Source organism: Pantoea sp. CS_6 (assembly GCF_041954745.1).
GTDB lineage: Bacteria > Pseudomonadota > Gammaproteobacteria > Enterobacterales > Enterobacteriaceae > Pantoea > Pantoea stewartii.
The window spans coordinates 1-22,769 of sequence record NZ_JAVAYG010000015.1 but is presented as its reverse complement, the minus strand read 5'-3'; the positions used below and the strand labels follow the sequence as shown (position 1 = coordinate 22,769).

The window sequence follows — 22,769 nt, the reverse complement described above, 5'->3', positions numbered from 1 at the left end:
TCTTTTGTCTTATTTCCGTTAATCGTCGATGCGCCGGCAACGGCTGCCACGCGTCTACAAGCCGGTATCGGTAAGCTTTATCGCATCCTGCGTGGCCCGCTCGCGCTCACTGTCGGTTAACTCATACAGCCTGCCATCGCGCATCTCCAGCAGACGATCGGCATGAATGAAGTAGTGATCATCATGGCTGATTGCAAAGACGGTTTTGCCCGCCGCCTGCAACGCAGGCAGCAGTTCGCGGTAAAACACCCGGCGGAAATGCGGGTCCTGATCGGCGGCCCACTCATCCAGCAGCAAGACGTCGCGTTGTTCCGCCACCGCCAACAGTAACGCCAGCCTTTTGCTCTGCCCCTTCGACAGTTGCAGATTAAGTATCTTATTCCCCTCAATCTTCAGCTTGTCCTGCATTTTTAGCTTTTCAAGCCATAGCTGGACGCGGGCAGGCGAAGCCGGTTCGCCCTGACTGTCAATCAGGCGATCAAACAGGTGCACATCGGTAAAGACGGCTGAAAAATGCTGCCGCCAGGCATCCCGGTCGCCAGCATCGACCGGCTGACCGTCGATCACCAGACAACCGGACTGGGGCTGATACAGACCTGTCAGCAGCATCGCCAGCGTCGACTTACCGCTGCCGTTACCGCCAATCAAAAACACCAGTTCGCCACGACGAAGCGTCAGGTTGACCGGCCCCACCCGAAACCCGTTTTCACCGTAATGAAAGGTGAGGTCGCGCAACTCAAGCGTTTGCCACGGAGTTGTTGCTGCGGGGACAGGAAAATCAGGCTGATAAGGTGCAAGTTCAAACAGCGCGAGTTTGCGAAAGGCCACCTGCGCGCTGAGCAATGTCGGCAAGGCCCCTACCGCCGACAGCAGCGGCGTGCGCAGAAACAGCAGCGTCAGGGAAAACGTTGCTGCGACAGCCGTATTCGCCCAGCCCAGACTGTTTGCCATGAAAAAGACCATGCCGATAGCACCCAGCGTCATGATATTGGACCAGTTGACGGCACTGAGGTGGAAAGTATCGGCGCGCACAATGTGGTGCCGGTAAGCGCGGGCATCCTGCTGATAAACCGTGTCATAAATCAGTCGGGCACGCGCGCGGTTAAGCTGCAGCTCTTTACGTCCTTCAATCACCGTCTGGTAGTCACGGTAAAGGTTGTCTTCAACTTCACGCAGTTTCGCCATGTGCTGATAAACCCGGGAAACCAGCATCCAGCCGCCCACCAGCGTCACAGCCAGCCAGCCGCTGGTCACCAGCAACATTTTCGGCGACAGCCAGGCAAGATAGAGCGCTGACCCCAGCGTGATAATGATGCCCTGAATCAGCTCCGGCAGACGCACAAACGCAAGGGTAATGGCCCGGATATCGCTGGTTAATCCTGCCAGCAGTTGCGCACTGCCTGTTTGCTCAATGCGCTCCACGCGCGTATCCAGAATACGTTTGATAAATTCGCCGCGCAGCCGCCAGACAAACTGATGCCCCAGCCAGGTCAGCGACAGCTGTGAAGCCAGGGTCACTGCCATCAGCAGCGCGACCTGAGCCAGAAAAGCCGGCAACACGCTTAGCGAGGTATTCACCGCAACAATCATCTGGCTGTTAATAAACGCAATCATGCCTAATCCCAATGCCGCACTCAGCAGGGTGAGCAAAATCACGCCAATAAACGGCCAGCGATACTGATTAAAAACAACCTGTAACAACGCCATAAAACCTTACCCGGCAATCCAGTGAGCCTGCAGTGTAAAGTGATGGCAAATGATAGCAATAGTTATTCGCACTAACTTGCGCACGTTAAAACGCCCGGCGAAATGTCAGGTTATAGCGGAACGCGCCAGTCAGCGGATGAATACCGGCTTTCAGCGGCAATATTCCATGGTAACGCAGGCGAGACGGGCCGCCCCAGACCACCACATCGCCGTGTTCAAGTAGCACCCGCTGCGCCTGATCGCTGCGTTCAAAGCCACCAAACTGAAATACAGCAGGCAACCCCAGCGACACAGAAACGATCGGCTGACGCAGATCTTTCTCGTCTTTATCCTGATGCAAAGTCAGTTTTGCCCCAGGTTCATAGCGGTTGATCAGGCAGGCATCTGGGTTAAACGCCGGAAAGCCCGCCTCTTCTGCCGCCTGACGGGCCAGTAGCCGGAACGTCTCCGGCATCGCAGGCCACTGGCGTTGATGTGTGCTGTCCTGCTCACTGTAACGGTAGCCGCGCGCATCCGTGGACCAGCCAAAATCACCGCAGTTGGTCATGGCGACGGACATGCGGTGTCCTCCCGGCGTAATACGGTGTTCAAACGGATTGCTCTTCGCAATCGTCATGATCGCCTCATACAGTGCGTCGGCCTGATCGCGGGCACGTCGCCGCAATATCACGGCGCCGTCCGCCAGCGGTTCCTGCCAGGGTGAAGCGTCACTAAACAGATCCAGCATGCGTTTCTCTCTGTCAGTCAGATGGAATAATGAAAGCGGTAAATTGTGGCGACATCCAGCTCACAAATTTGTCCCCTTCCTTCGTAATCAGGTACACCGCCAGCTTCTCTTTCAGAGCCAGCGCTTTGGCTTTTTCTGTGCCTAGCACCATAAGCCCGGTATCCCAGCCGTCGGCTTCCATCGCGGTCGTGGCAATCACGGTTGCCGAAACCAGCTTGTGCTCGACAGGCCGGCCTGTGGCCGGATCAATAATGTGGGAGAGGCGTTTACCGTCCAGTTCATAATAGTTGCGATAGCTCCCCGACGTACTGATCCCATGGCCCTGCAGATCGACTCTGGCCTGAACCGCATTTTCTCTGTCGGTCGGTTTTTGAATCGCAACCCGCCACGGCTGGTTCTGTGCATTCATTCCTCGGGATAAGACGGCTCCCCCGACCGACACCAGATAGTTATTGATGCCTTCCTGCTCCATCAGGCGAGCCAGATGATCGGTGGCAAATCCTTCGCCCATAGTGGAGAGGTCGACATACAAGCCTGGCAGATCTTTCTGCAGCCATTGTCCGTTGCTGCCCTGTATGACGCGCAAATGCTGTAAGCCGGTCAACGCTCTGGCCGCAGCAATCTGTTGATCATCGGGAATATGCACGGGCTGTTTATCCGGCCCAAACCCCCATAAATTCACCAGCGGTCCCACCGTAATATCCATGGCACCTGCTGTTTTTTTACCGATACGTAAAGCCATCGTCACAATATCAGCCATGTTTTCACTCACCGGCTGCGGCGTGGTGGCGCGGCTCTGATTAAAGCGAGAGAGCACGGAGGTAGCCTTCCAGGTTGAAAGTTCGGCATCGTCGGCATCCAGTTGTTGCTGAATGCGCTGCTGCAGATCGGCTTTACGCGTTTCATCCACGCCCGCCAGGCTCACCCGCCACACCGTTCCCATCGTTTTCCCTTCCAGCACCATTCCGTCTTTGGTTTTTGATGCGGGATGATCACATCCTGCTACCAGCAGGACCGCCGCCACTAACAGCAGATTAATCTTACTTCTCATCATTATTCATCCATAACGGGCGTTTTATGCCTGTTTCAAAGCATAAACATTAAGTAAATTAAATTAAAACTGGTTGATAAAGCTGAGTGAGTCGCACAGACTGAATCGTTCTCCTCAATACTGAGGGCGTAAGCATAAGGAGCAACAGATGATTTATATAATCCTTGCCGTTGCGCTGGGCCTGTTCGTTATTGGCAGTTATAAAACCTGGCAACAACGCCGTCACCGCCACATGGTTACGACTTATCTGCGCCGTCGTTGATCACGTCTGCACCATCAAAGGTCATTCTCTTCCCCTGAATCGCCGGCCATTGTAGCAAAACGGGCGAGATGTCCGTGGCTATGAGAGCGGTCGGACTGGCATGAATCCTGCACGTGTAATGCTATCTGCGTTGCCGGGAGAGAGAGGATGGAAAAGCCAGAAATCGGAATGACGGCGTTACAACGCTGGTTGAGTTACGCCGCGTTTACCTTGTCAGGTGTGGCGTTTGAAGGGGCGAGATACGGCAACGTTCTTGTGCCGTCAGACGAAAACCATCCGCCAGCCTCGGTGGGTGAGGAATAACGCAGGGAGCGCATAGCGCTCCCTGCTTTTATCAGAACTGGTAAACCAGTCCTACGCCCACCACATCGTCTGTATTGATACCGGCCGCTTTGGTAAAGTCATTATCGTCCAGCAGGTTGATTTTATAATCAACATAGGTCGACATGTTTTTGTTGAAGTAGTAAGTCGCCCCTACGTCGACGTATTTCTTCAGATTTTGTTTGCCCCAGTTCTGGACATCAGTACCGCGTGAGTTGATGTACGCCAGAGACGGACGCAGACCGAAATCAAACTGGTACTGCGCCACCAGTTCCCAGTTGTCGGCTTTATCGGCGTATCCGTAAGCGGTGTTCGCCTGGTTGCCGCTGGTGCTGTCGCCAAAGCTGATGGCGTTATAGGCGCGCGTGTACATCGCGGCCAGGTAAATATTGTTGGCGTCGTATTTCAGGCCACCGGTATAGGCTGCAGCTTTATCACCGCGTCCCAGAATGCCTGGCGCATTACCATTTTGGTTATTAGTACGATCGGACTGGAAGGTCGCGGCACCGATGCCGAAGCCCGATCCCAGATCGTACGTGGTGCTCAGGCCCCAGCCGTCGCCGTTCTCACCCAACACATCACGACCGCCTGACGTTTCAGTGGGGTTATCGTTCTTGCCTTGATACTGAACCGCAAAGTTCCAGCCATCGACCAGTCCGAAGAAGCCGTTGTTACGGTAGGTTGCCATGCCGTTACCGCGCTGGAACATAAAGTTATCCGCGCCATAGGTATCGCCACCGAATTCAGGCAGCACGTCTGTCCACGCGCCAATGTCGTAAGCGACACCGTAGTTACGGCCATAGTCGAATGAGCCCGCATCGCCGAATTTTAACCCGGCAAAGCCAACACGGGTATAGCTGTCAGCTGTTCCCTGGGCTTCTGAATTGTTGAGCGCGGCCTGGTATTCCCACTGGCCGTAGCCGCTCAGTTGATCGGTAACCTGGGTTTCACCCTTGAAGCCAAAACGCACATACGACTGATCGCCATTGCTACTGTCGTTGTCCGAGAAATAGTGCAGGCCGTCTACCTTGCCAAATAAATCTAATTTATTGCCGTCTTTATTATAGATTTCAGCCGCATTTGCCGATCCTGCCGCTGCGAGTAAAGCAGGGATCGCCAGGGAGAGAATGTGACGCTTCATTTTATTACCCTCTGTTATGTGCCTTTTATATTTGCCACTGCTAACCGATGATAAATCGGTTGAAGGCCCATTGTTATTTCAACAAGCGTAATAATCCATCGCTAAAATGATACGAAATTTCAGAAAGTGTTTCTTTAACTGTAAAATTTATTTCAGGATATGAATATTACGGAACTAATTAGCCGCACAGAGTGATAAAAAATAAAGCACAAATTGATAATCCCTTACTTAATAATAGTTATTCCTATGATTTTAGTGGGAATATTCCTAAGCACTCAATGATAAAACATCTTTCCCATAATCCCTATAATTACACCCGCTATCATCATTTATTTCTTATCTTCATTCACCCCCGAATGATTTCTTAAATGCTAATTAAGCGCCGGGCATATTGCCCGGCTTTTTTTTGCCTGCTGTTCAGTGTCTGGTCAGCTGTGCGGAAAATAGCACCGCTAAGTGCTGAATTATTCGTCACTTATGCCGCTTCGCCCTCGCCAAATTAACCCGCGCCTCTTACAAAGTTTCCCCTGTATTTTATCACGGACCGAAACCAGCTAGGTTACCGGTCCGGTTCCACGCCTTATTAACGTTCACGCATCGATTCTTTGACCTTATTCAACGGCTTAAGCAAATAATCCATGACAGATTTCTGCCCTGTCTTGATCTCTACATTCGCTACCATGCCCGGCACAATGGGAAAGCGTCGTCCGGCCCGGTTTGTCAGCTCCGCTTTTTGTGTGCGTACATAAACACGGTAATAAAACTGATCGCGCTTAACCTCATCCTGCAAGGTATCTGGCGAGACCGTTTCCACCACGCCCGGCAGGTCACCGTAGATGGAAGAGTCATAGGCGGTCACTTTCACCACGGCTGGCAGGCCGGGCCGAATATAGGCGATATCACGAGGATTGATACGGGTTTCGATTAGCAGTTGATCTTCCAGCGGCACGATTTCCATCATCTTACCGCCCGGTTCGAGCACACCACCGACCGTGGTGACCTGGATATCCTTCACGATACCCCGAACGGGTGAAGTGAGCGTGGCACGCGTCAGCAGGTCTTCTTTGCCTGCGGCAACCTGTAGCTGGGCATCCAGTTCCGCATTGTTTTTTACCTGCTCTTCATGGGCACGGACCAGATAATCGTTACGTGCCTCATCAATTTTACCGCGCAGATCGCTGACCTGACGGCGCAGGCGAATGACTTCCACCTGCCCTGCGGCGCCCTTCGCCACCAGCGGTTCCGTTAAACGCAGCTCATCCTGAACCAGCCGTAAAGACTGTTGCAGGTTGCTGATCGTCTCTGTCAGGTTACGGCGACGTGATTCGTACAACTGCTTCTCACGCGCCACCAGTTGCGGCTCTTTTAGCGTCTCTGCGCTGAAGGTGAGTGGTGTACCAGACAGCTCTGCGCTCAGTCGCTCAGACGAAGCGCGCAGCGTCCTCACCCGTGCCTGCACTTCACCAAAGTTAGACTGAAAACGGGTGGGATCCAGAGTGGCCAGAATCTGGCCTTTTTCGACGATATCGCCCTCATGCACGTTAAGCTGCTTCACGATGCCGCCGTCCAGACTGTCAATTACCTGCGCACGGGTTGACGGCGTCACTTTTCCGGTGCCGACCGTGACTTCATCAAGAATGGCGAAATGCGCCCAGATCAGAAAAAGCACCAGCGCGGCGGTGCACAACCAGATGATGGTGGATGTGCGTCGCTCATGTTTGGCCAAATCTTTGTCTAACATGACGATGCTCATGCTGCACCTCCCTGACCGGCATCCACGGTCGCGCGCCGCAGGATCTGCTCTTTTGTCCCATCCGCAATGATGCGGCCGTTTTCCATCACCACGATACGATCAACCATCTTCAACAGTGCGGGACGGTGCGTGACCAGGATTAACGTTCGTCCACTGATCCAGATCTGCATCTGGCGGATCACATGATCTTCAAGTTGCTCATCCATCGAGGCGGTGGGTTCATCCAGCAGCACAACCTGTGGCTGGCGCAGAATCATCCGACTGAGCATAATCATCTGGCGCTGTCCGCCCGACAGCCCACGGCCACCTTCATTAATAATGCGATCCAGGCTGGCCGCATCCTGCTGAACCAGCGACAACGCACCGCTGATACGCAGCGCCTGCAGCATCTCCTGTTCACTGGCGTGTGGATTCCCCAGCAGCAGATTCTGACGTAACGTGCCGAAGAACAGTCGCGAATCATGAGAAAGCCAGCCGAGCTGACGGCGGAGATCCGTGGGGTCGATTTGCGCCATATCCACGCCATCGACCAGCACTTTCCCCTGCGTGGCCTGTGCCTGACCGGCCAGAATTTTCAGCAGGGTGGATTTACCTGCACCGACCTTGCCCAGAATGGCGATTTTTTCACCGGGCCTGATGGTTAACTGCTGCACGTTGAGTACGTTCTTTTCGTTCTCTTCATCATAGGTGTAATGCACGTTGCGCAATTCATAGTGCCCGGTCAGCGTCGGACAGTGGGCCAATGTCGCGGTCTCAGGTTTATCGAGTGGTTTTTTCAGTAGCTCATCCAGCCCTTTCATTGCGGTTTTCGCATGCTGCCAGCGGGAAAAGACCATGGTGAGTTGCATCAGTGGCGCGATGGTGCGCGAGGAAAGCAGGCTACAGGCGACCAGCGTCCCGGTCGTGATTTGTGCGTCCAGCACCAGATAGACCCCAAAGACCAGCATGCCCGCATAGGTCAGCTGCTGCACGGTCGATGCCCAGCCCGTGAGTCTGGCCCCCCACAGGCGTTGCTGATTACCGATTGACGCACTGACCTCATGCGTTTGCTCCCACTGGCGTTGAAAATACGGCTCTGCCTGCAATGCCTTGATGTCTTCAATGCCTTCGATGGTCTCGACCAGCACCGCATTACGCAGTGCCCCTTCACGTAAGCCGGCTTTCGCCAGCCGGGCCATAGGAAACTGTACCAGCAGGCCTGGGATAATAATGAGGGGAATGGCGGCCAGCGGAATCAGGACCAGCCAGCCGCCAATAAACGACATAATAAACAGGAAGAGAATGACAAAAGGTAAATCTGCCGCCGCGCCGACGGTCGTGGAGGTCAGTAACTCGCGCACCTGATCGATCTCGCGCAGTTGCGAGATAAAAGAGCCGGTTGATTTAGGTCGGGATTCGTTACGAATATTCATCGCCCGGGCAAACAGCATGGCAGAGACTTTCAGGTCAATGCGTTTCCCCATCAGATCGGATACCTGCGTGCGCATCAGACGAATCAAATATTCAATGGCGGCGGCAATCAGCACGCCCACAAACAGCACCCACAACGTAGCTTCGGACTGCGCAGGAATGACCCTGTCGTAGACCTGCATGGAAAACAGAATCCCGGCCAGCGCCAGAACATTACTGATGATCGATGCCAGGGAAATCTCAGCAATACGGCGGCCCATGCCCCGAAAGTTTTTCCAGAACCAGTGCGGCTCATAGGGCTGAACAAACTCATCAATGCGGGCATCCCGCCCACGAGCGGCAACGCCAATAACGCCCACATCCCCTTGTGTACGCGAAAGCAGGCCCGCCAGCTCACCTTCGCGAATCACGTCACCGCCTTCGCTGAGCCAGTAACGTGCGCTTCCCTCCCCATCAATGCCTTCCAGCACCGCCACGCTATGGTTTTCCATAACCAGCACGACAGGCGTGATGTCCTGGCGCCAGCGCAGTTTGTTGGGGGACACCATGGTCAGGTGTAGGCCGAGCAAACCGCAAAGCCGTTCAAGTTGCTGTTCAGCAGGGAGATGTTCGAACCAGCGCATCTGCTGACGCAGCGTTTTGCCATCGGCAGGCTTGCCGAAACGCGCCGCCACACGCAACATCGCGGCAATCCAGTTTTCCGTCTTCAGGTTTTGTACACTCATTATTCACGCCTTTTAGTGCAGACTGGCTATTGCAGCGAAGGAAGAAGATCGCCACTGTTTTTCTGGCGGTCGATGCCCATGATATCGAGCAGGTTGTCAACGGCGGCCGCATAGCGGACGGTGGCATCCCAGCCGTCGTAGAGGGCGATGATGCGGGAACTGTCGGCCTGAAAGACATCCTGCTCAACGCTGAGCAGATCGTTCAGGCTACGTTTGCTGAGCCGGTATTCGTCGGCGTAAACATTGCGCGTGTGCTCCGCGCTGGCCAGTTGCACTTCCCCCGCCTGCTGGCGTTGCTGGGCGCCAATCATATCGGCGTAAGCCGTGGAGGCGCTTTGATTAATGGCCAGTTTGGCTTGCTGCACCGCCGCCTGTGCGGCCAGACGCTCACCCTCGGCGGCCTGCGTTTTGGCATTGACCAGCCCGCCCTGATAGAGCGGCGCCTCAACCTGGAGCTGCACTTCGTCGTCCCAGTATGAGCGTTGATCGTTTTCATAACGCGTCCGGCCCGCCTGCACTTTGATACTGGGCCAGTGGCCAGACTGGGCCTGCCTTACCCGCTCACGCGCGGCTTCCTGCTTAGACTGCGCGCTGCGCACCGAAGCGCTGTTTTCATAGGCAATACGATCAAGAGTGACCTGCTGCCTGAGCAGCGCCTGAGGAAGTTCAGGCAGCGTCGCCGGTACCACGCCGGTCAAGACCGTAAGCTGGGCTTTGGCCGAGCGAAGCTGTGCCAGATACTGTTCACGAGTCGCCTGCATCGCAGCAATGCGGGTTTCTGCCTGCAATACATCGGACTGAGAATTGAGACCGGCATCCGCCCGCATTTTGGCAATTTCGCGAACGTGCTCAAGCGACGCGATGTTTGTCTGGGCCGTTATGGCAAGTGACTGATAGCGTTTGACCTCAAGATAGGCCTGTAACGTATCTTTCGCGGCCTGCGTCATGGCATCGAACAGGCCAAAGCGATATGCCTCTGAAAGGGCATGCTGTTCATCGATGGCACCGTTGGTGCGGCCGAAATCGTACAGGAGCTGACTGAGCATAATGCCGCCAGAGCCGTTGTTGTTCAGACTGCCGGAGGAATCCGTCTGATGTGAGCGCCCCGCTGCGCCCTGAAGCGATATCTGGGGATACCAGGCGCTCTGGGCCGCACTGAGATCCCCTTCCCCTACGTAAATCTGAGCGGCCGCTTCCGAAATCTTCGGATTGCGGGCAAACGCGCGCAGAATCGCCTCACGCAGGGTTAAGGTTGCTACCTGTTCTTCACTGGGCGCGGCACGCCAGTTAAATTCGGCTTCGGGTAAAGGCGCAGCCAGGGCTGCAGGGAGTACCATGCCATTTAAGGCACAACAGATCAGGACCAGACGCGCGTTCTTCATTCTTCATACCAACAGGACTGTTTATCATCGTTAGAGGATTACCTGGTGATTTGGGGCGTAAAAAACAGCAATGCGACAGCAGAACACGCACTTTATTGTTAATTTAATTTATGTTTTTGAAAGCCTACCGCTAAGAGCGCGTTAATATTAATAGTATAAATTGGCGAGAGGTTCATGATAAAAATCGCCAGTTATCAAATATCTCGTCTGAAAGCTGTTTTTTTAGCCAAATTCAATCCCAAAAAGTCATTAGCATAAGTAAACAACCTGCCAGTTAATAAAGTTAAGGAATTACTCTATCCGTTGATGGACGAGGCGTCAGGACAAGGCGTGACGTTATATACCGCTTTATCCCGTGCCAGTCCTCCGCCTGGGGGAAGGATGACCGACACGCACTATCGAATGCGGCGCATTAACTGCGGTACGGTCAGTTAAAACGGATTAAAAAAGCGGGTGCTTGCGCACCCGCTGTGTTCTGCGTGTAACCATCAAACCGCACCGTTTAGACGATGGCGACCTGCAGGTTATGCTGGACCAGCACATCACCCAGCGTGTTGTCATTGGCAAGCGCCGAATTATGGTAGACCTCATAGGCCTGGCCATTCAGCATACGCTCACCACTGATTTCCCAAACGCCACCATCGCTATTGACCAGCGTGACCTGACTGCCGTCTGCGCCTTTAATCATCAAATCATCGCTCTGGTTGTCTGTAAGCGTAAGCGCCTCATTCAGATCAAGTTTGACCGAATTGGTGCCACTTTTACCCAGATCGAGAATTTCAATGTTTTCGACTTTCAGGCCAAGCGCAGTCAGATCCAGCGTGATGTGATCACCGCCCAGCACCAGGGTATCGGTACCGGCACCGCCATCAATATGGCTGAAATTCAGATCGTTGACGGTCACGGTATCGGCACCACTGCTGCCGCTTACCGTCGCCCCTTCAATCTGTCTGCCATCTTCCAGCGTAATCACCACCCCACCAATACTGTAAGCCTCCTCCGTTATGGGGGTTTCAGGCACGACAACGGCTTGCTCCGCGACATTCACCGACTCGGTACTGCTGGTCGGCACCACCGTATCGGCTTCCGTGGTCAGTGTAGAGACGGCATGGAGTGCCGGTGCTGTTTCCTCGCCAGACTGACTGTGATGCTGCGTTTCCAGACTGGCCGCTGTAACACTTTCGTCCGACACCGCGAAGGTGGCAAACGACTCCGCCGACAGCGTGGTCGTGGCAGGCAACAATGACCCCAGCAACAGCGTGTTTGTGGTGGTAAAGCTGTTACCGGCCACATCCGTAATGGTCACTTTCGCCAGCGTATTCACTGACAGCAAGAGTCCCCCTACAGAAAGCAGTGACGAGGCAAAATTAGCCGAGTAACGTCCCAGAGCATCGGTAGTCGTATTGATGGTTGGCCCGTTGCTGCCGTTCGCCAGCAGCAGCGTCACGCTGACTCTGGAACCCTGGGCTGCGTTCAGCGATCCGCCCTGCACCGTCAAACCCGTCAACAGTGCGGTCACGACGCTGAGCACCGGATCCACCCCGACGACAGGCTGGTTGTGCGACAACGCGGTAAAGGCACTGGTCGTCGTGGTGCTGTTACCGCCGATATCCGTGACGGTGACCGCGACCGAATGGCTGCCGTCCGATATGCCTTTCAGTGTGGCTGACGGTACGCTAACGCTCCAGGTGCCATTTGCGCCTACAGTGGTGGTCAGAATATTACCTGCCACGTTAACGGTTACGCGCCCGCCGACAGCATTACTGCTGGTGCCGCTGATGGTTTCAGCGATATTGGATTCAGAGATGTTCAGATAACCATCACCGCCAAAGTAGCTGTTCACCCCAACGGTCGGCGTGCTGCGGCTGGCGACGCCCAGCGAAGCAGACGCGCTGCCGCTGTTGCCGATACCATTGGTGACGCTGGCGGTAACGGTATAGAGTCCGTCCGCAATCGCCGCCAGGTTTGTTGCGGAGATCGGCAGGCTCCAGGTCCCGTTACTGTTTACCGACGTGGTAAAGGTCTGGGTACCGATGGTGACCTGCACCAGCGATCCTTCCGCGTTAGTGGCCGTCCCGCTAATCGTCTGCGTGGTTTTCACATCTGCGACGCTCAGCGCGTTGTCACCAAACAGGGAGGTAATGGTTAACGCCGGCGTACTGTTACTGATGACGCTCAGGTTGCCCGAACCGGACACGGTATTACCGTTAAGGTCGGTCCCTGTCACGGCAACAGTTTTCGCACCATCGCTGATGCTCAGCAGATCGGCCTTCGGTACGCTGATCGTCCACCCACCGCCGCTCACCACTTTGGTGGAGTAGGTCACGCCGTTTAACGTGGCGCTGACGGTTGCGCCCGCTGACAGTGACGACGACCCGCTGATGGTCTGGTTAGTTGAAAGGTCTGCGGCGCTCAGTACACCGTCGCCAAACACCGTATTGACCGTCAGGGTTGGCTGCGTCACGGCCAGCTGCACGCCTGCGCTGGTGGAGGTGGTGTTACCGACCGCATCCGTTACCGATGCACTGACCGTAAAGTTGCCGCCAAGCAGTGTCGAAAGAACCGCCGGGCTTAACGAAGCAGAGAACGTACCATCCGCATTCACCACCGCCGTCGCCGTGGTGTTGCCAATCGCCAGGCGCACGGTGCTGCCCGCCGCCACGCCGGTTGCGGTCCCCGTAATGGTCTGCGTCACGAGCGACTCGGCAATATTAAGCACACCGTCGCCAAACAGCGGGTTCAGCGTCACTTTCGGCAGATTGTTAATGCCTACGGTCGCCGTGGCCGAGCTGCTGCTGGTATTGCCTGCGGCATCGGTGACGCTGACGCCTACAGTGAGCGTGCCGTCGGACAAGCCTTTCAGCAAAGTCGGCGTTAAGCCGAGGCTGAAGTTGCCGCTGGCATCGGTGACGGTCACGAGTTGCTGCCCCGCAATCGTCACAACCACGCGAGATCCGGCTTCCGCCCCGGTTACCGCGCCGCTAATCGTCTGCCCCGCCAGGGCATCAGCTACGTTCAGCAACGTATCCCCAAACAGCGGATTGAGGGTGATGGTTGGTACCACGGTATCGACGCGAATGCCCGCGCTGGTCGAGGCCGTATTCCCGGCAGCATCGGTAACCGTTGCCCCGATGGTGAGGTTGCCCTGCGCCAGCGTGCCGAGGATATCTGGCGTCACCGTTGCGGAGAAGGTGCCGTTCGCTCCCACCACTGCGTTAATCTGCGAGGCGCCTACCGTAAGCGTGACTGTCGAACCTGCTGCGACGTTGTTGACCACGCCGCTGAGCGTCTGACTGGTCGCCATGTCGGCCAGGTTAAGCACACCATCACCGAACAGTGAGGTCAGACTGATAGTCGGCGTCTGGGTGAAAATGCCAATGGTGGTACTGTTGCTGGCCACGTTGCCGACAGCATCAATCACGCTGACGCCCAGTGTCTGGTTACCCGCCGTCAGCGCCGTCAGGTCGGCAGCAGGCAGCGTCAGACTCCAGCTTCCATTGGCGCCCACTGCGGTGGTGTAGGTGCGGGTGCCTAACGTCACCGTCACCTGCGATCCCGCCGCCGCATTTTCGATCGTACCGCCAATCTGTTGGTTGACGGCCGCTTCGGCAATATTCAGCAAGTTGTCGCCACCAAACAGGCCGGTCAGGGTTCCCACAACGGGTACGGCATCGACAATGGCCGTCACGGTTTCCCCCACGGTACGGACGTTGCCCGCAGCATCTGTCAGGGTGACGTCCAGCGCCAGCTGACCATCACTGATCAAACCCAGTACATTCGGTGGAACCACAATGGCCCATTTGCCATCCTGTCCGACCGCGCTGGTCAGCGTTGTGCCACCAATCGTGACCGCAACGGTCGCGCCCACGCCGGCCGATGTGGCCGTGCCGGTAATGGTCTGTGCAATCGTGGTATCGATCGCACTGAGTGTGCCGTCATCAAACACAGAGTCGACCACCAGATTTAACGCCGCGTTCACCACCTTGTTGACGGTGATCGTCGCATCGGTTTGGTTGCCTGCAACATCGCTGACGCGAAGACCAAAGACCAGCGGACCATCGTTAAGGCTGGCCAGCACGTCAGGCGTTAAGTCAATGCTCCAGGCGCCGTCAGCACCGATAACCGCCGTAGCGATCGGCGCACCATCACCCACGAACAGGGAAATGGTTTGGCCCTCTTCTGCGCCCGTTGTGCGACCGGTCAGGACCTGACTGGTTGTGATATCGGCTGCATTAATCAGGTTGTCGCCCAGGAAGGCGTCAGTCTGAATCAATGGTGCGGTCGTATCTACAGTCACGGTGCGGTCGACGGAAGTCACGTTGCCCGCAGCATCGCTGAGCTGGGCATTGATGACCGTTTGACCCTCGGCGAGTGCCTGCATATCACTGGCCGGTACGCTGGTTGACCAGGTGCCGTCAGTCTGCACGACGGCGGTGTAGGTTTTGCCGTTGAGCGTAACCGTTACTGCGCGGCCCGCCTCACTGGTGTCCGAGGTACCGCTGATGGTCTGGCGTACCTGAGTTTCGCCGTCGTTAATGACATTGTCACCCGCAAAGTCATTGATAGTGAGTGACGGCGGTGTCAGATCCAACTGCACGGTGCCAGTGGCCGTGACGGTTTCCGAACCATTGGTCGCGTTGACCGTAATGGTGACCGGCCCGTCGGTGGTGCCGAAATCGGCGACGGACAGCGCTCCCGTCGTCCAGTTGCCGTTCGCATCCAGCGTGGTGGCGTAAGGGGTCCCGTTGATGACAATGCTGACCTCTCCGGTAGCACCCAGGTTTTGCGATGTTCCGCTCAGCACGACACCATTTGCCTGATCGACCGTACTGATGATGTTGTCACCCGATACGGTGCCCAGCGTGACCAGCGGTCCCGGCGGTGGCGTCAGATCAACCGGAACTGACAGTTCCTGCGTCACCGGGTTACCGGCCTGATCGCTGACGGTCAGCGTCAGTGTGGTAGTCGGCTGCGTAAAGTCACGCATTTGTTCAGGCGTCAGTGTGAGGCTCCAGCTTCCGTCTGCCCCAACGATGCCCGTGCCCAGCACCGTGCCCGCAAGGGAAACGGTCAACGAAGTCCCGATTTCAGCCCCTGTTACTACGCCACTCAGCACCTGCGGCTGAACACTTTCGGCGTAATCCAGTCCGTCATCCCCTGCAAAGGCCACCGTGGTGATCACAGGTGCGGTAGTATCAATGGTCAGCGTCTCTGTAAGGGTGGCACTGTTGCCAGCCGCATCCGTCGCGACCACAGAAAGACTGTAATTTCCGTCGGTATAAGCTTGCAGATCGGCTGTGCTCAGGGCTAATGTCCAGCTGCCATCTGCCTGTACCACCGCATCGAAGCTTGTCCCTCCTAAGGTGACCACAACCGTCTGCCCTTCACCGGGTTCCCCTGTGCTACCGGTCAGGGTGACGCCATTCGCGACATCCGCTGAATTAATAAAACCGTCACGTGCGAGCGGGGCCACGGCTGGCACCGGTGTCGTCAGATCGGCCGTGAAGTTAAACTGGGCAGTACCCGGGTTGCCGGTAGCATCAACGACGTTAACGGTGACGGTATACGGACCGCTCCCTAACGAATTTAACGCATTAGGCGGAATCGTCACGCTCCAGTTGCCATCGTTATCGACCGTACCGGGATAGCTGATGCCGTCCAGATTCACGATAATGCTGACGGCCTGATTTGCGCCGCTGCTGCCCGTCGTTCCCGTCAGCGTGACGCCAGCGGCGGCCTCACTGATGCTCAGCACATTGTCGCCACCAAACTGCGTGGCCGCAAAAGTCGGCACGGGCGCCGTCACCGCGGTCACCACGTTTAATGTGGTGTTGTCGGTGTTCCCCGCACTATCGGCTGCACTCACCGTAATGACATGGCTACCGTTAGGAATTTGCGCCATCTGATCCGGGGTCAGCGTGAGCGACCAGCTTCCGTCATTCTGCACGACCGCATTCAGCGGTTCGTCATTGTTGAAGCCGCTGATCACCACCGTAACGGTTTGCCCCGCGCCACTGATGCCGGTGGTACCGGTCAGGGTCTGGTCCTGTGTCGCCTCAGTGGCATTCAGCGCACCATCGCCAAACGGCAGATTGAGACTCACATTCGGCAGCGTTTGCACAGCGACAATGATGTTGTCAACGGTGCTGGCCGTATTGCCATTCACGTCGGTGACGGTGATCGTCACCGGCCAGGTCCCATCCGGCAGCGTTTGCAGGACGCTCGCGGGCAGATCCAGTGACCAGGTGCCGTCGCCGTTAATGGCAGCCGCATAGAGCGTCCCGTTGACCGTAACGGTCACGGCGGCGGCGTTATCATTATTCAGATCGCCACTCAGGCTACCGCCAGCCTGCGCCTCGGCCGCGTTAATGCGTCCATCGCCAAACGGCGTATCAAGCGTAGGCGCGGCAATCGGTGCGGTTGCCGTCGTGAAATCCTGTGTGGTGGTCACCGAGGTATTGCCTGCCCGATCGGTCGTCACGATACTCAGGGTATGGCTGCCATCGGCCAGCCCCGCCATGACTTCCGGCGTCAGGCTGGCTGTCCAGTTACCCTGGGCGTCAACGGATACCGTCAGCGGTGTGCCGTCCACAGTCACGTTCACGGTTTGCCCGTCGCTAAGTGGTGTGGTGCCGTTAATCAGCTGTACTGACGCAGCTTCACTGGCATTGATGACGTTATCGCCAAACAGCGTTTCCGCAACCGTTGGCGTCGCTGGTGTCGTCAGTAAGATCTCAACGCCGACGGATGCTTCTGCCGGATTGCCCGCCACATCACTGGCCGTCACCTGCACCTGCGTCACGCCATCGGGTAAACCGCTGAGCGCGTCCGGTGCCAGATTGAGCGTCCAGATACCGTTGGCAGCGACCGTCGTGGTAAAGGGTTGATCCCCAATTGTGACGGTGATTTCGCTGCCTTCGGCCAGATTGGTGGCTGTGCCCGTCAGCGTCAACGCACCCGCAGCCTCTGCCTGACTCAGCAGGCCATCGCCAAACGGGACGTCCAGCGTCAGGACAGGTACGTTTCTGATCGCCACATCCAGCGTCGTACTGCTGTCGGTCGCGACGTTACCGCTGGTGTCCGTTGCCGTCACGGTGACAGTCTGAACACCATCAGTCAGCGCTTGCAGATCCGCTGCCGGGATGGCCAGCGTCCAGGCACCGTTTCCGTCGGCCAGGGCGGTGTAACTGATTTGATTTAGCGTCACGCTAATCTGTGCGCCAGGCGCACTGTTACCGGTGACCGTCAGATCCTGGAGCGATTCGGCCTGATTCAGCGACGTGCCTGCGCTCAGGGTAATATCGACCAGCGATGGCAGGGTCGTTTCGATGGCGACATTATGGCTGGCCTCCGCAGGATTGCCCGCAGCATCATTCGCCGTCACCACAAAGGCCTGTTCTGTCCCAGACGGCAGATCAGCAAGGGCATCGGCGGGCAAGGTTACGCGCCAGTTGCCGTTGGCATCAATGGTGGTCGGGTACGCAATACCGTTAACGGTCAGCGTAACAGGCGTCCCTTCTGCCAGTAGCCTGCTGCTGCCCGTCACCTCCAGCGCCGTTCCGGCTTCGGTTGCGTTGATGATGTCGTCCGCTGCCACTACATCTACGCTAAGCGTTGGCTGCGCCGCCTCGCTGGCGATGACAGTGAGGCTGGCAGTGCTGCTGGCAGGATTGCCCGCCGTATCGCTCGCCACCACCACCACAGACAACGCACCATCTGGCAGCGCGCCAGCATCACCCGCAGGAACGGTCACGTTCCAACTGCCGTCTGCCTGAACGGCACCGGTGTAGCTCTGACCGTTCAGGGTGACAGTCACAACCTGCCCCGCCGTCAGGTTCGTGCTGCCACCGCTGATGGTGAAATCCGCAGCGGCTTCTGCCCGGTTCAGTAAGTTATCGCCGCTGACGGTATCGACTGTCAGCACGGGCAATGACGCGCTGTCGGCGACGCGGGTCAGATTTTGCGTCAGCGTGGTCTGGTTACCCGCCGCATCTGTCAGGGTAATATCCAACGCATACGTGCCATCCGGTAGGCCCTGCATGACGCTGGCAGGAATATTGACCTGCCAGCTTCCATCCTGAAGCACCAGCGTCTGATAAGTCTGGCCTTGTAAGGTCACGGTAACCGTTTGCCCTTCATCAGCCAGCGATGCCGTGCCGGAAACCGGAATGGTCTGCAGCACCTCCACTGCATTGATTTGATTATCTCCGGTAACCGGCGTCAGAGTCAGTTCAGGCGGTGTGAAATCCACGGTGATGTTACTGTCCAGGCTGCCCGTGTTACCCGCCGCGTCAGTCACATTGACGACAATGGGATTGACGCCTTCTGTCAGTGCCTGAAGGACATCACTACCCAGAGTCAGAGACCAGTTACCCTGTGCATCCACTGTCGCGCTGTAATCATTTCCCCCCACGGTCACCGTGACGGTCTGACCTGCGCCAGAAGCGCCGGTGGTGCCGCTGAGTGTCTGGTCAGTCGTGGACTCGATCTGGTTCAGATAGCCGTCTGTGAAAGGTGTAACGATACTGATCGGCAGACTGTTCGTTGATACGGTAATCTCGCGGGTTTCTGTCACGCTGTTTCCGGCCAGATCGCTGACGGTCACGGCCAGTGCATAGCTGCCTGCGGGAATACCTTCCAGTGCGCCAGCGGGCAATGTAAAGCTCCAGTTGCCTTCGGCGTCAACTGCCGTGGTCCATACCTGATTGTTTAAGGCGATCGTTACCACCTGACCTTCCCCGGCATCACTGCTGCCGCTGAGCACAATCGGTCCGGTGCTCTCGGTCAGGTCGACAACATCATCACCTGTCACCGGATCCAGCGTCAGGCCTGGCCGGGTGAGATCCACCTCGACAGTGCCCGCAACGGAACGGCTGTTACCGGCCGCATCCGTGACCGTCACCGTATAGCCGGTGCTGCCCTCAGTCAGAGCGGTAAGCGCATCAGCAGGCAGCGTAACGCGCCAGTTGCCGTTTGCGTCCACGGTTCCGCTGTAGATATTACCGTTAAAGGTGACGTTGACGGTTTGCCCAACGCCACTCACGCCAGTTGTGCCGTTCAGCGCCTGCGCATTGGTGACATCGTCTGCATTAATCACGCCGCCATCAAAAGCATTAATAACGACAGGGTTGGGTACATTGTTAATGGCCACGTTCAGCGTACCTGAGCTGCTGAGTACGGCCCCCGTGGTATCCGTAGCCGATACGGTCAACGTGGTCGGCCCATCCGTCAGGCTTGCCAGATCGGCAGGTGGGATCACAATGTTCCAGGTTCCGGTGGCTGAAACCGTGCCGGTATACGTGACGCCATTGAACACCAGCGTAACCGTGCTGTCGGGCGCGACATTGACCGTGGTTCCGCTAACAATCAGCGGGTCGGTTGCCTCACCGGCATTCAGATAGTTATCGTCGCTCAGGGGGGCCAGCGCGATGCCTGAGGCATTGCTGTTGAGCGTCAGATCCAGACTGCCAGTGGCGGTATTGCCTGCGGCATCACTGACGGCCACGGTGTAACTGGCGCTGCCGTCAGCCAGCGAAGCGAGGACCTCTGCCGGAACAGTCAGTTGCCAGGTGCCATCCCCCAATACTGTGCCGCTGAAAACATCGCTGCCTACAGTGAGGGTGACGGTCTGACCCTGCTCGACATTCGTGGTGGTGCCGGACAGCACCTGACTGACCTGACGCTCTGCGCCATCGACGACATTATCGCCTGCGAAGGAATTCAGGGTTAACGTTGGCAGCGAAGCCGCATCCGCTTTTACCGTCAGGTTACTGGTATTGGTAGAGACGTTACCGGCACTGTCTGTCGCCGTCACCGTTAAGGTATAGCTACCGTCAGACAATCCACTCAACGCAGCATCCGGTACATTCAGCGTCCAGGTGCCATCTGTATTAGCCGTTGTTGTGACGGTTGTACCATTAAACGAGGCGACGATGGTCGCACCGTTTTCACTGGTGCCGGTCAGCACAAGAGGCTGCTGAATTTCCGTGGCGTTGAGTACGCCATCGCCAGAAGGCGTGGCAACCTGCAGCACCGGCGACACGGTATCCACCGTGACGGAGCCAGAGGCCGTACTGGTGTTGCCGGCAATATCGGTGAGCGTGACGGTATAAGGTACCGTTCCCTGATCCAGCGCAGCGAGGATGCCTGACGGAATGCTCACCTGCCAGTTACCTGCACCATCTACCGTGCCGTTATAGCCAACCCCATTGAAGTTGACGACAACGCCTTGCCCGGCACCGGTCACACCGCTGTTGCCCGTAATCGTGCCGTTGGCCGTGGCTTCAGCGCCATTCAGCACGCCATCACCAAAGGCGACGCCAGCCGTTGCGATCGGCAGATCGGTAGCAAAGACGTTAATATTCGTTGTATTGGTGGCAAGCGTGTTACCACCGGCATCGGTGATAGTGGTAATGACCGGCAGAGCACCGTTTGGCAGTTCAGCCAGTGAACCGGCAGGCAGCGTCACCGTCCAGTTGCCCTGCGCATCGACCGTGCCGGTATAGCTGGTGCCATTAACACTAACGGTCACCTGACTGCCCGCAGGAATGTTGATTGTGGTGCCACTCAACACGACATCGCTGGCCACATCCTCAACATTGAGGTAGTTATTTGTCCCTACAGGCGACAGCGCAACGCTGCTGCCCGTATTGTCGACCGTAAAGGTCAGCTCCGCACTGCTGGTGTTCCCGACGGCGTTTACGACCTCAACGGTCAGCGACTGCGCACCATTCGGCAAGCCGGACAATGCGGTGGACGGCAGCGTGATTTGCCAGTTACCGTTGGGCTCTACTGTCCCCGTGTAGGTCACGCCATTCAGGGTAACGCTAACCTGTTGTCCCGCCTCAACATTGGTTGTGGTGCCGGTAAGGGTTTGTGGCTGCTGCTGTTCGGCACCATCCAGAATGCCATCGCCAGCAAAACTACCCGAATTAACCGTAATGGTAGGCTGGACTTCTGGTGCCGTCGCGACATTCAGATCGCTGGTGAACGTCGTCTGGCTGCCATTGGCATTCGTCACCGTGACCGTAAACGGATTGCTGCCTGACGGTAATGCAGCGAGATCAGACTGGTCAACTCTCAAAGACCAGCGGCCATTGGAGGCCACCAGCGTCCGGTAAAATCTGCCGTTGAGCGAGAGTGTGACCTGATCGCCATTCTGGCCGGTACCATTCAGGATCAGTGGCTGTGTCAGATCGCTGACGCTTAGCGTGTTATCGCCGCCCACGGGATCAACGCCCAGCACAGGTGACTGGGTATCCACCGTGAGGTTATTTGTCTGGGTAACCACGTTGCCAGCCTGATCAACCACACTGACAACCAGTGGGTTATTCCCCTGCGGTAAGGCAGACAGATCGGTGGCAGGAATCGTCGTACTCCAGCTGCCGTCCGTATTAACCGGAACGTTGTAAGTGTTGCCGCCGAGTTGAATCTGTACCTGTTGTCCGTCACCGGTAATGCCGGTATTCCCGCTCAGTACCTGATCGCTGGCGGCGTCCAGATTATTAAGGACACCATCGCTGATCGCGCCGCTGTCGAGGTTAACAGCAGGCAATGTTGTGGCCTGCAGGATCACGTCAGCTGTGCCGGTCACGAGGTTACCGTTAGCGTCCACGGTGCTGACGGTAATCGATTTCAGCCCGTCTGCCACGCCGTCAAAAGCGGCTGCAGGCATCGTGACCGACCATAATCCGTCGCCATCTACGGTACCGTTGTAATTGACACCGTTAAAGTTAACCGCAATCTGTTGACCCGGTGTTCCACCCAGGAACGCGCCCTTAACGATAACGCCCTGGCTGGCTTCCAGCGCATTAATAAAACCATCTCCGCCCAGCGGTTGGGTAATCGTCAGCGATCCCGGCGTCCCCGCTGCGGGTTCAACGATAATGTCCTGGTTGCCCGTCGCGATGTCTCCGGCATTGTTAGCCACGCTGACGGCAATTGTCGTCGTGCCCGCCGCTAATGCGCCCAGCGCTGACGACGGCACCGTCACGCTCCAGCCGCCGTCCTGGCCCACCGTGGTAGTATAGGTCTGCCCGCCCAGGGTCACGGTCACGGTCTGGCCCGGCTCCACATTGACGGTGGTGCCGGACAGAATCTGATCCGTTGCTTTTTCTGCATTATCCAGCACGTTGTCCCCGGCGAAAGGATCGACGGTCAACGTCGGATCGCCGGGCTGTGTTGCCGGTGCCTCCACGGTGATGGTTTCGGCAGTCGTGGCCGCGGTGCCCGCCGCGTTGCTCACCGTCGCCTCGATGGTTGCCGTGCCCGCCGCCAGCGCCTGCAGCGCC

10 protein-coding genes are annotated in these 22,769 nt (G+C 56.9%); 2 read left to right on the top strand and 8 right to left on the bottom strand.

Going from position 1 to position 22,769, the window contains the following annotated elements; all coding sequences use genetic code 11:
• Positions 1–54: 54 nt before the first annotated feature.
• The 3 genes from RAC90_RS18955 to apbE all read right to left on the bottom strand — a co-directional run bounded on the left by RAC90_RS18955 (position 55) and on the right by apbE (position 3,488).
• Positions 55–1,707, bottom strand: coding sequence for a multidrug ABC transporter permease/ATP-binding protein (locus RAC90_RS18955; RefSeq protein WP_375124651.1), 1,653 nt, complete (start codon positions 1,705–1,707; stop codon positions 55–57).
• An 85-nt stretch (positions 1,708–1,792) separates the two neighbouring features.
• The gene (alkB, locus tag RAC90_RS18950) at positions 1,793–2,434 is read right to left on the bottom strand and encodes a DNA oxidative demethylase AlkB (RefSeq protein WP_039338180.1); all 642 of its coding nucleotides are present in this window, start codon (positions 2,432–2,434) and stop codon (positions 1,793–1,795) included.
• 13 nt (positions 2,435–2,447) lie between these two features.
• Positions 2,448–3,488, bottom strand: a complete 1,041-nt coding sequence (gene apbE / locus RAC90_RS18945; RefSeq protein WP_282498028.1) for an FAD:protein FMN transferase ApbE — start codon at positions 3,486–3,488, stop codon at positions 2,448–2,450.
• Between the two features lie 145 nt (positions 3,489–3,633).
• Between apbE and RAC90_RS18940 the strand changes: the two genes are divergently transcribed.
• Positions 3,634–3,747 carry a hypothetical protein gene (locus tag RAC90_RS18940; protein ID WP_006119983.1) on the top strand — a complete coding sequence of 38 codons (114 nt, stop codon included), beginning with the start codon at positions 3,634–3,636 and terminating at the stop codon, positions 3,745–3,747.
• A gap of 147 nt (positions 3,748–3,894) precedes the next feature.
• Positions 3,895–4,050, top strand: a complete 156-nt coding sequence (locus RAC90_RS18935; protein ID WP_006119982.1) for a hypothetical protein — start codon at positions 3,895–3,897, stop codon at positions 4,048–4,050.
• Positions 4,051–4,081: 31 nt separating this feature from the next.
• Here the strand turns inward: RAC90_RS18935 and ompC are convergent, their stop codons facing one another.
• The 5 genes from ompC to RAC90_RS18910 form a co-directional block, all read right to left on the bottom strand.
• Entirely contained in the window at positions 4,082–5,209 is a 1,128-nt protein-coding gene (gene ompC / locus RAC90_RS18930; RefSeq protein ID WP_006119981.1) for a porin OmpC, read from the bottom strand.
• Positions 5,210–5,792: 583 nt separating this feature from the next.
• Complete coding sequence (locus RAC90_RS18925; RefSeq protein WP_033740600.1) at positions 5,793–6,962, bottom strand: HlyD family efflux transporter periplasmic adaptor subunit; 1,170 nt, start codon at positions 6,960–6,962, stop codon at positions 5,793–5,795.
• Entirely contained in the window at positions 6,959–9,097 is a 2,139-nt protein-coding gene (locus RAC90_RS18920; RefSeq protein ID WP_375124650.1) for a type I secretion system permease/ATPase, read from the bottom strand. The genes RAC90_RS18925 and RAC90_RS18920 overlap by 4 nt, the downstream gene beginning before the upstream one ends.
• A gap of 26 nt (positions 9,098–9,123) precedes the next feature.
• The gene (locus RAC90_RS18915; protein ID WP_039338185.1) at positions 9,124–10,479 is read right to left on the bottom strand and encodes a TolC family outer membrane protein; all 1,356 of its coding nucleotides are present in this window, start codon (positions 10,477–10,479) and stop codon (positions 9,124–9,126) included.
• A 502-nt stretch (positions 10,480–10,981) separates the two neighbouring features.
• Positions 10,982–22,769, bottom strand: an 11,788-nt coding sequence (locus RAC90_RS18910; protein ID WP_375124649.1) for an Ig-like domain-containing protein, incomplete at its 5' end; no start/stop codon positions are given.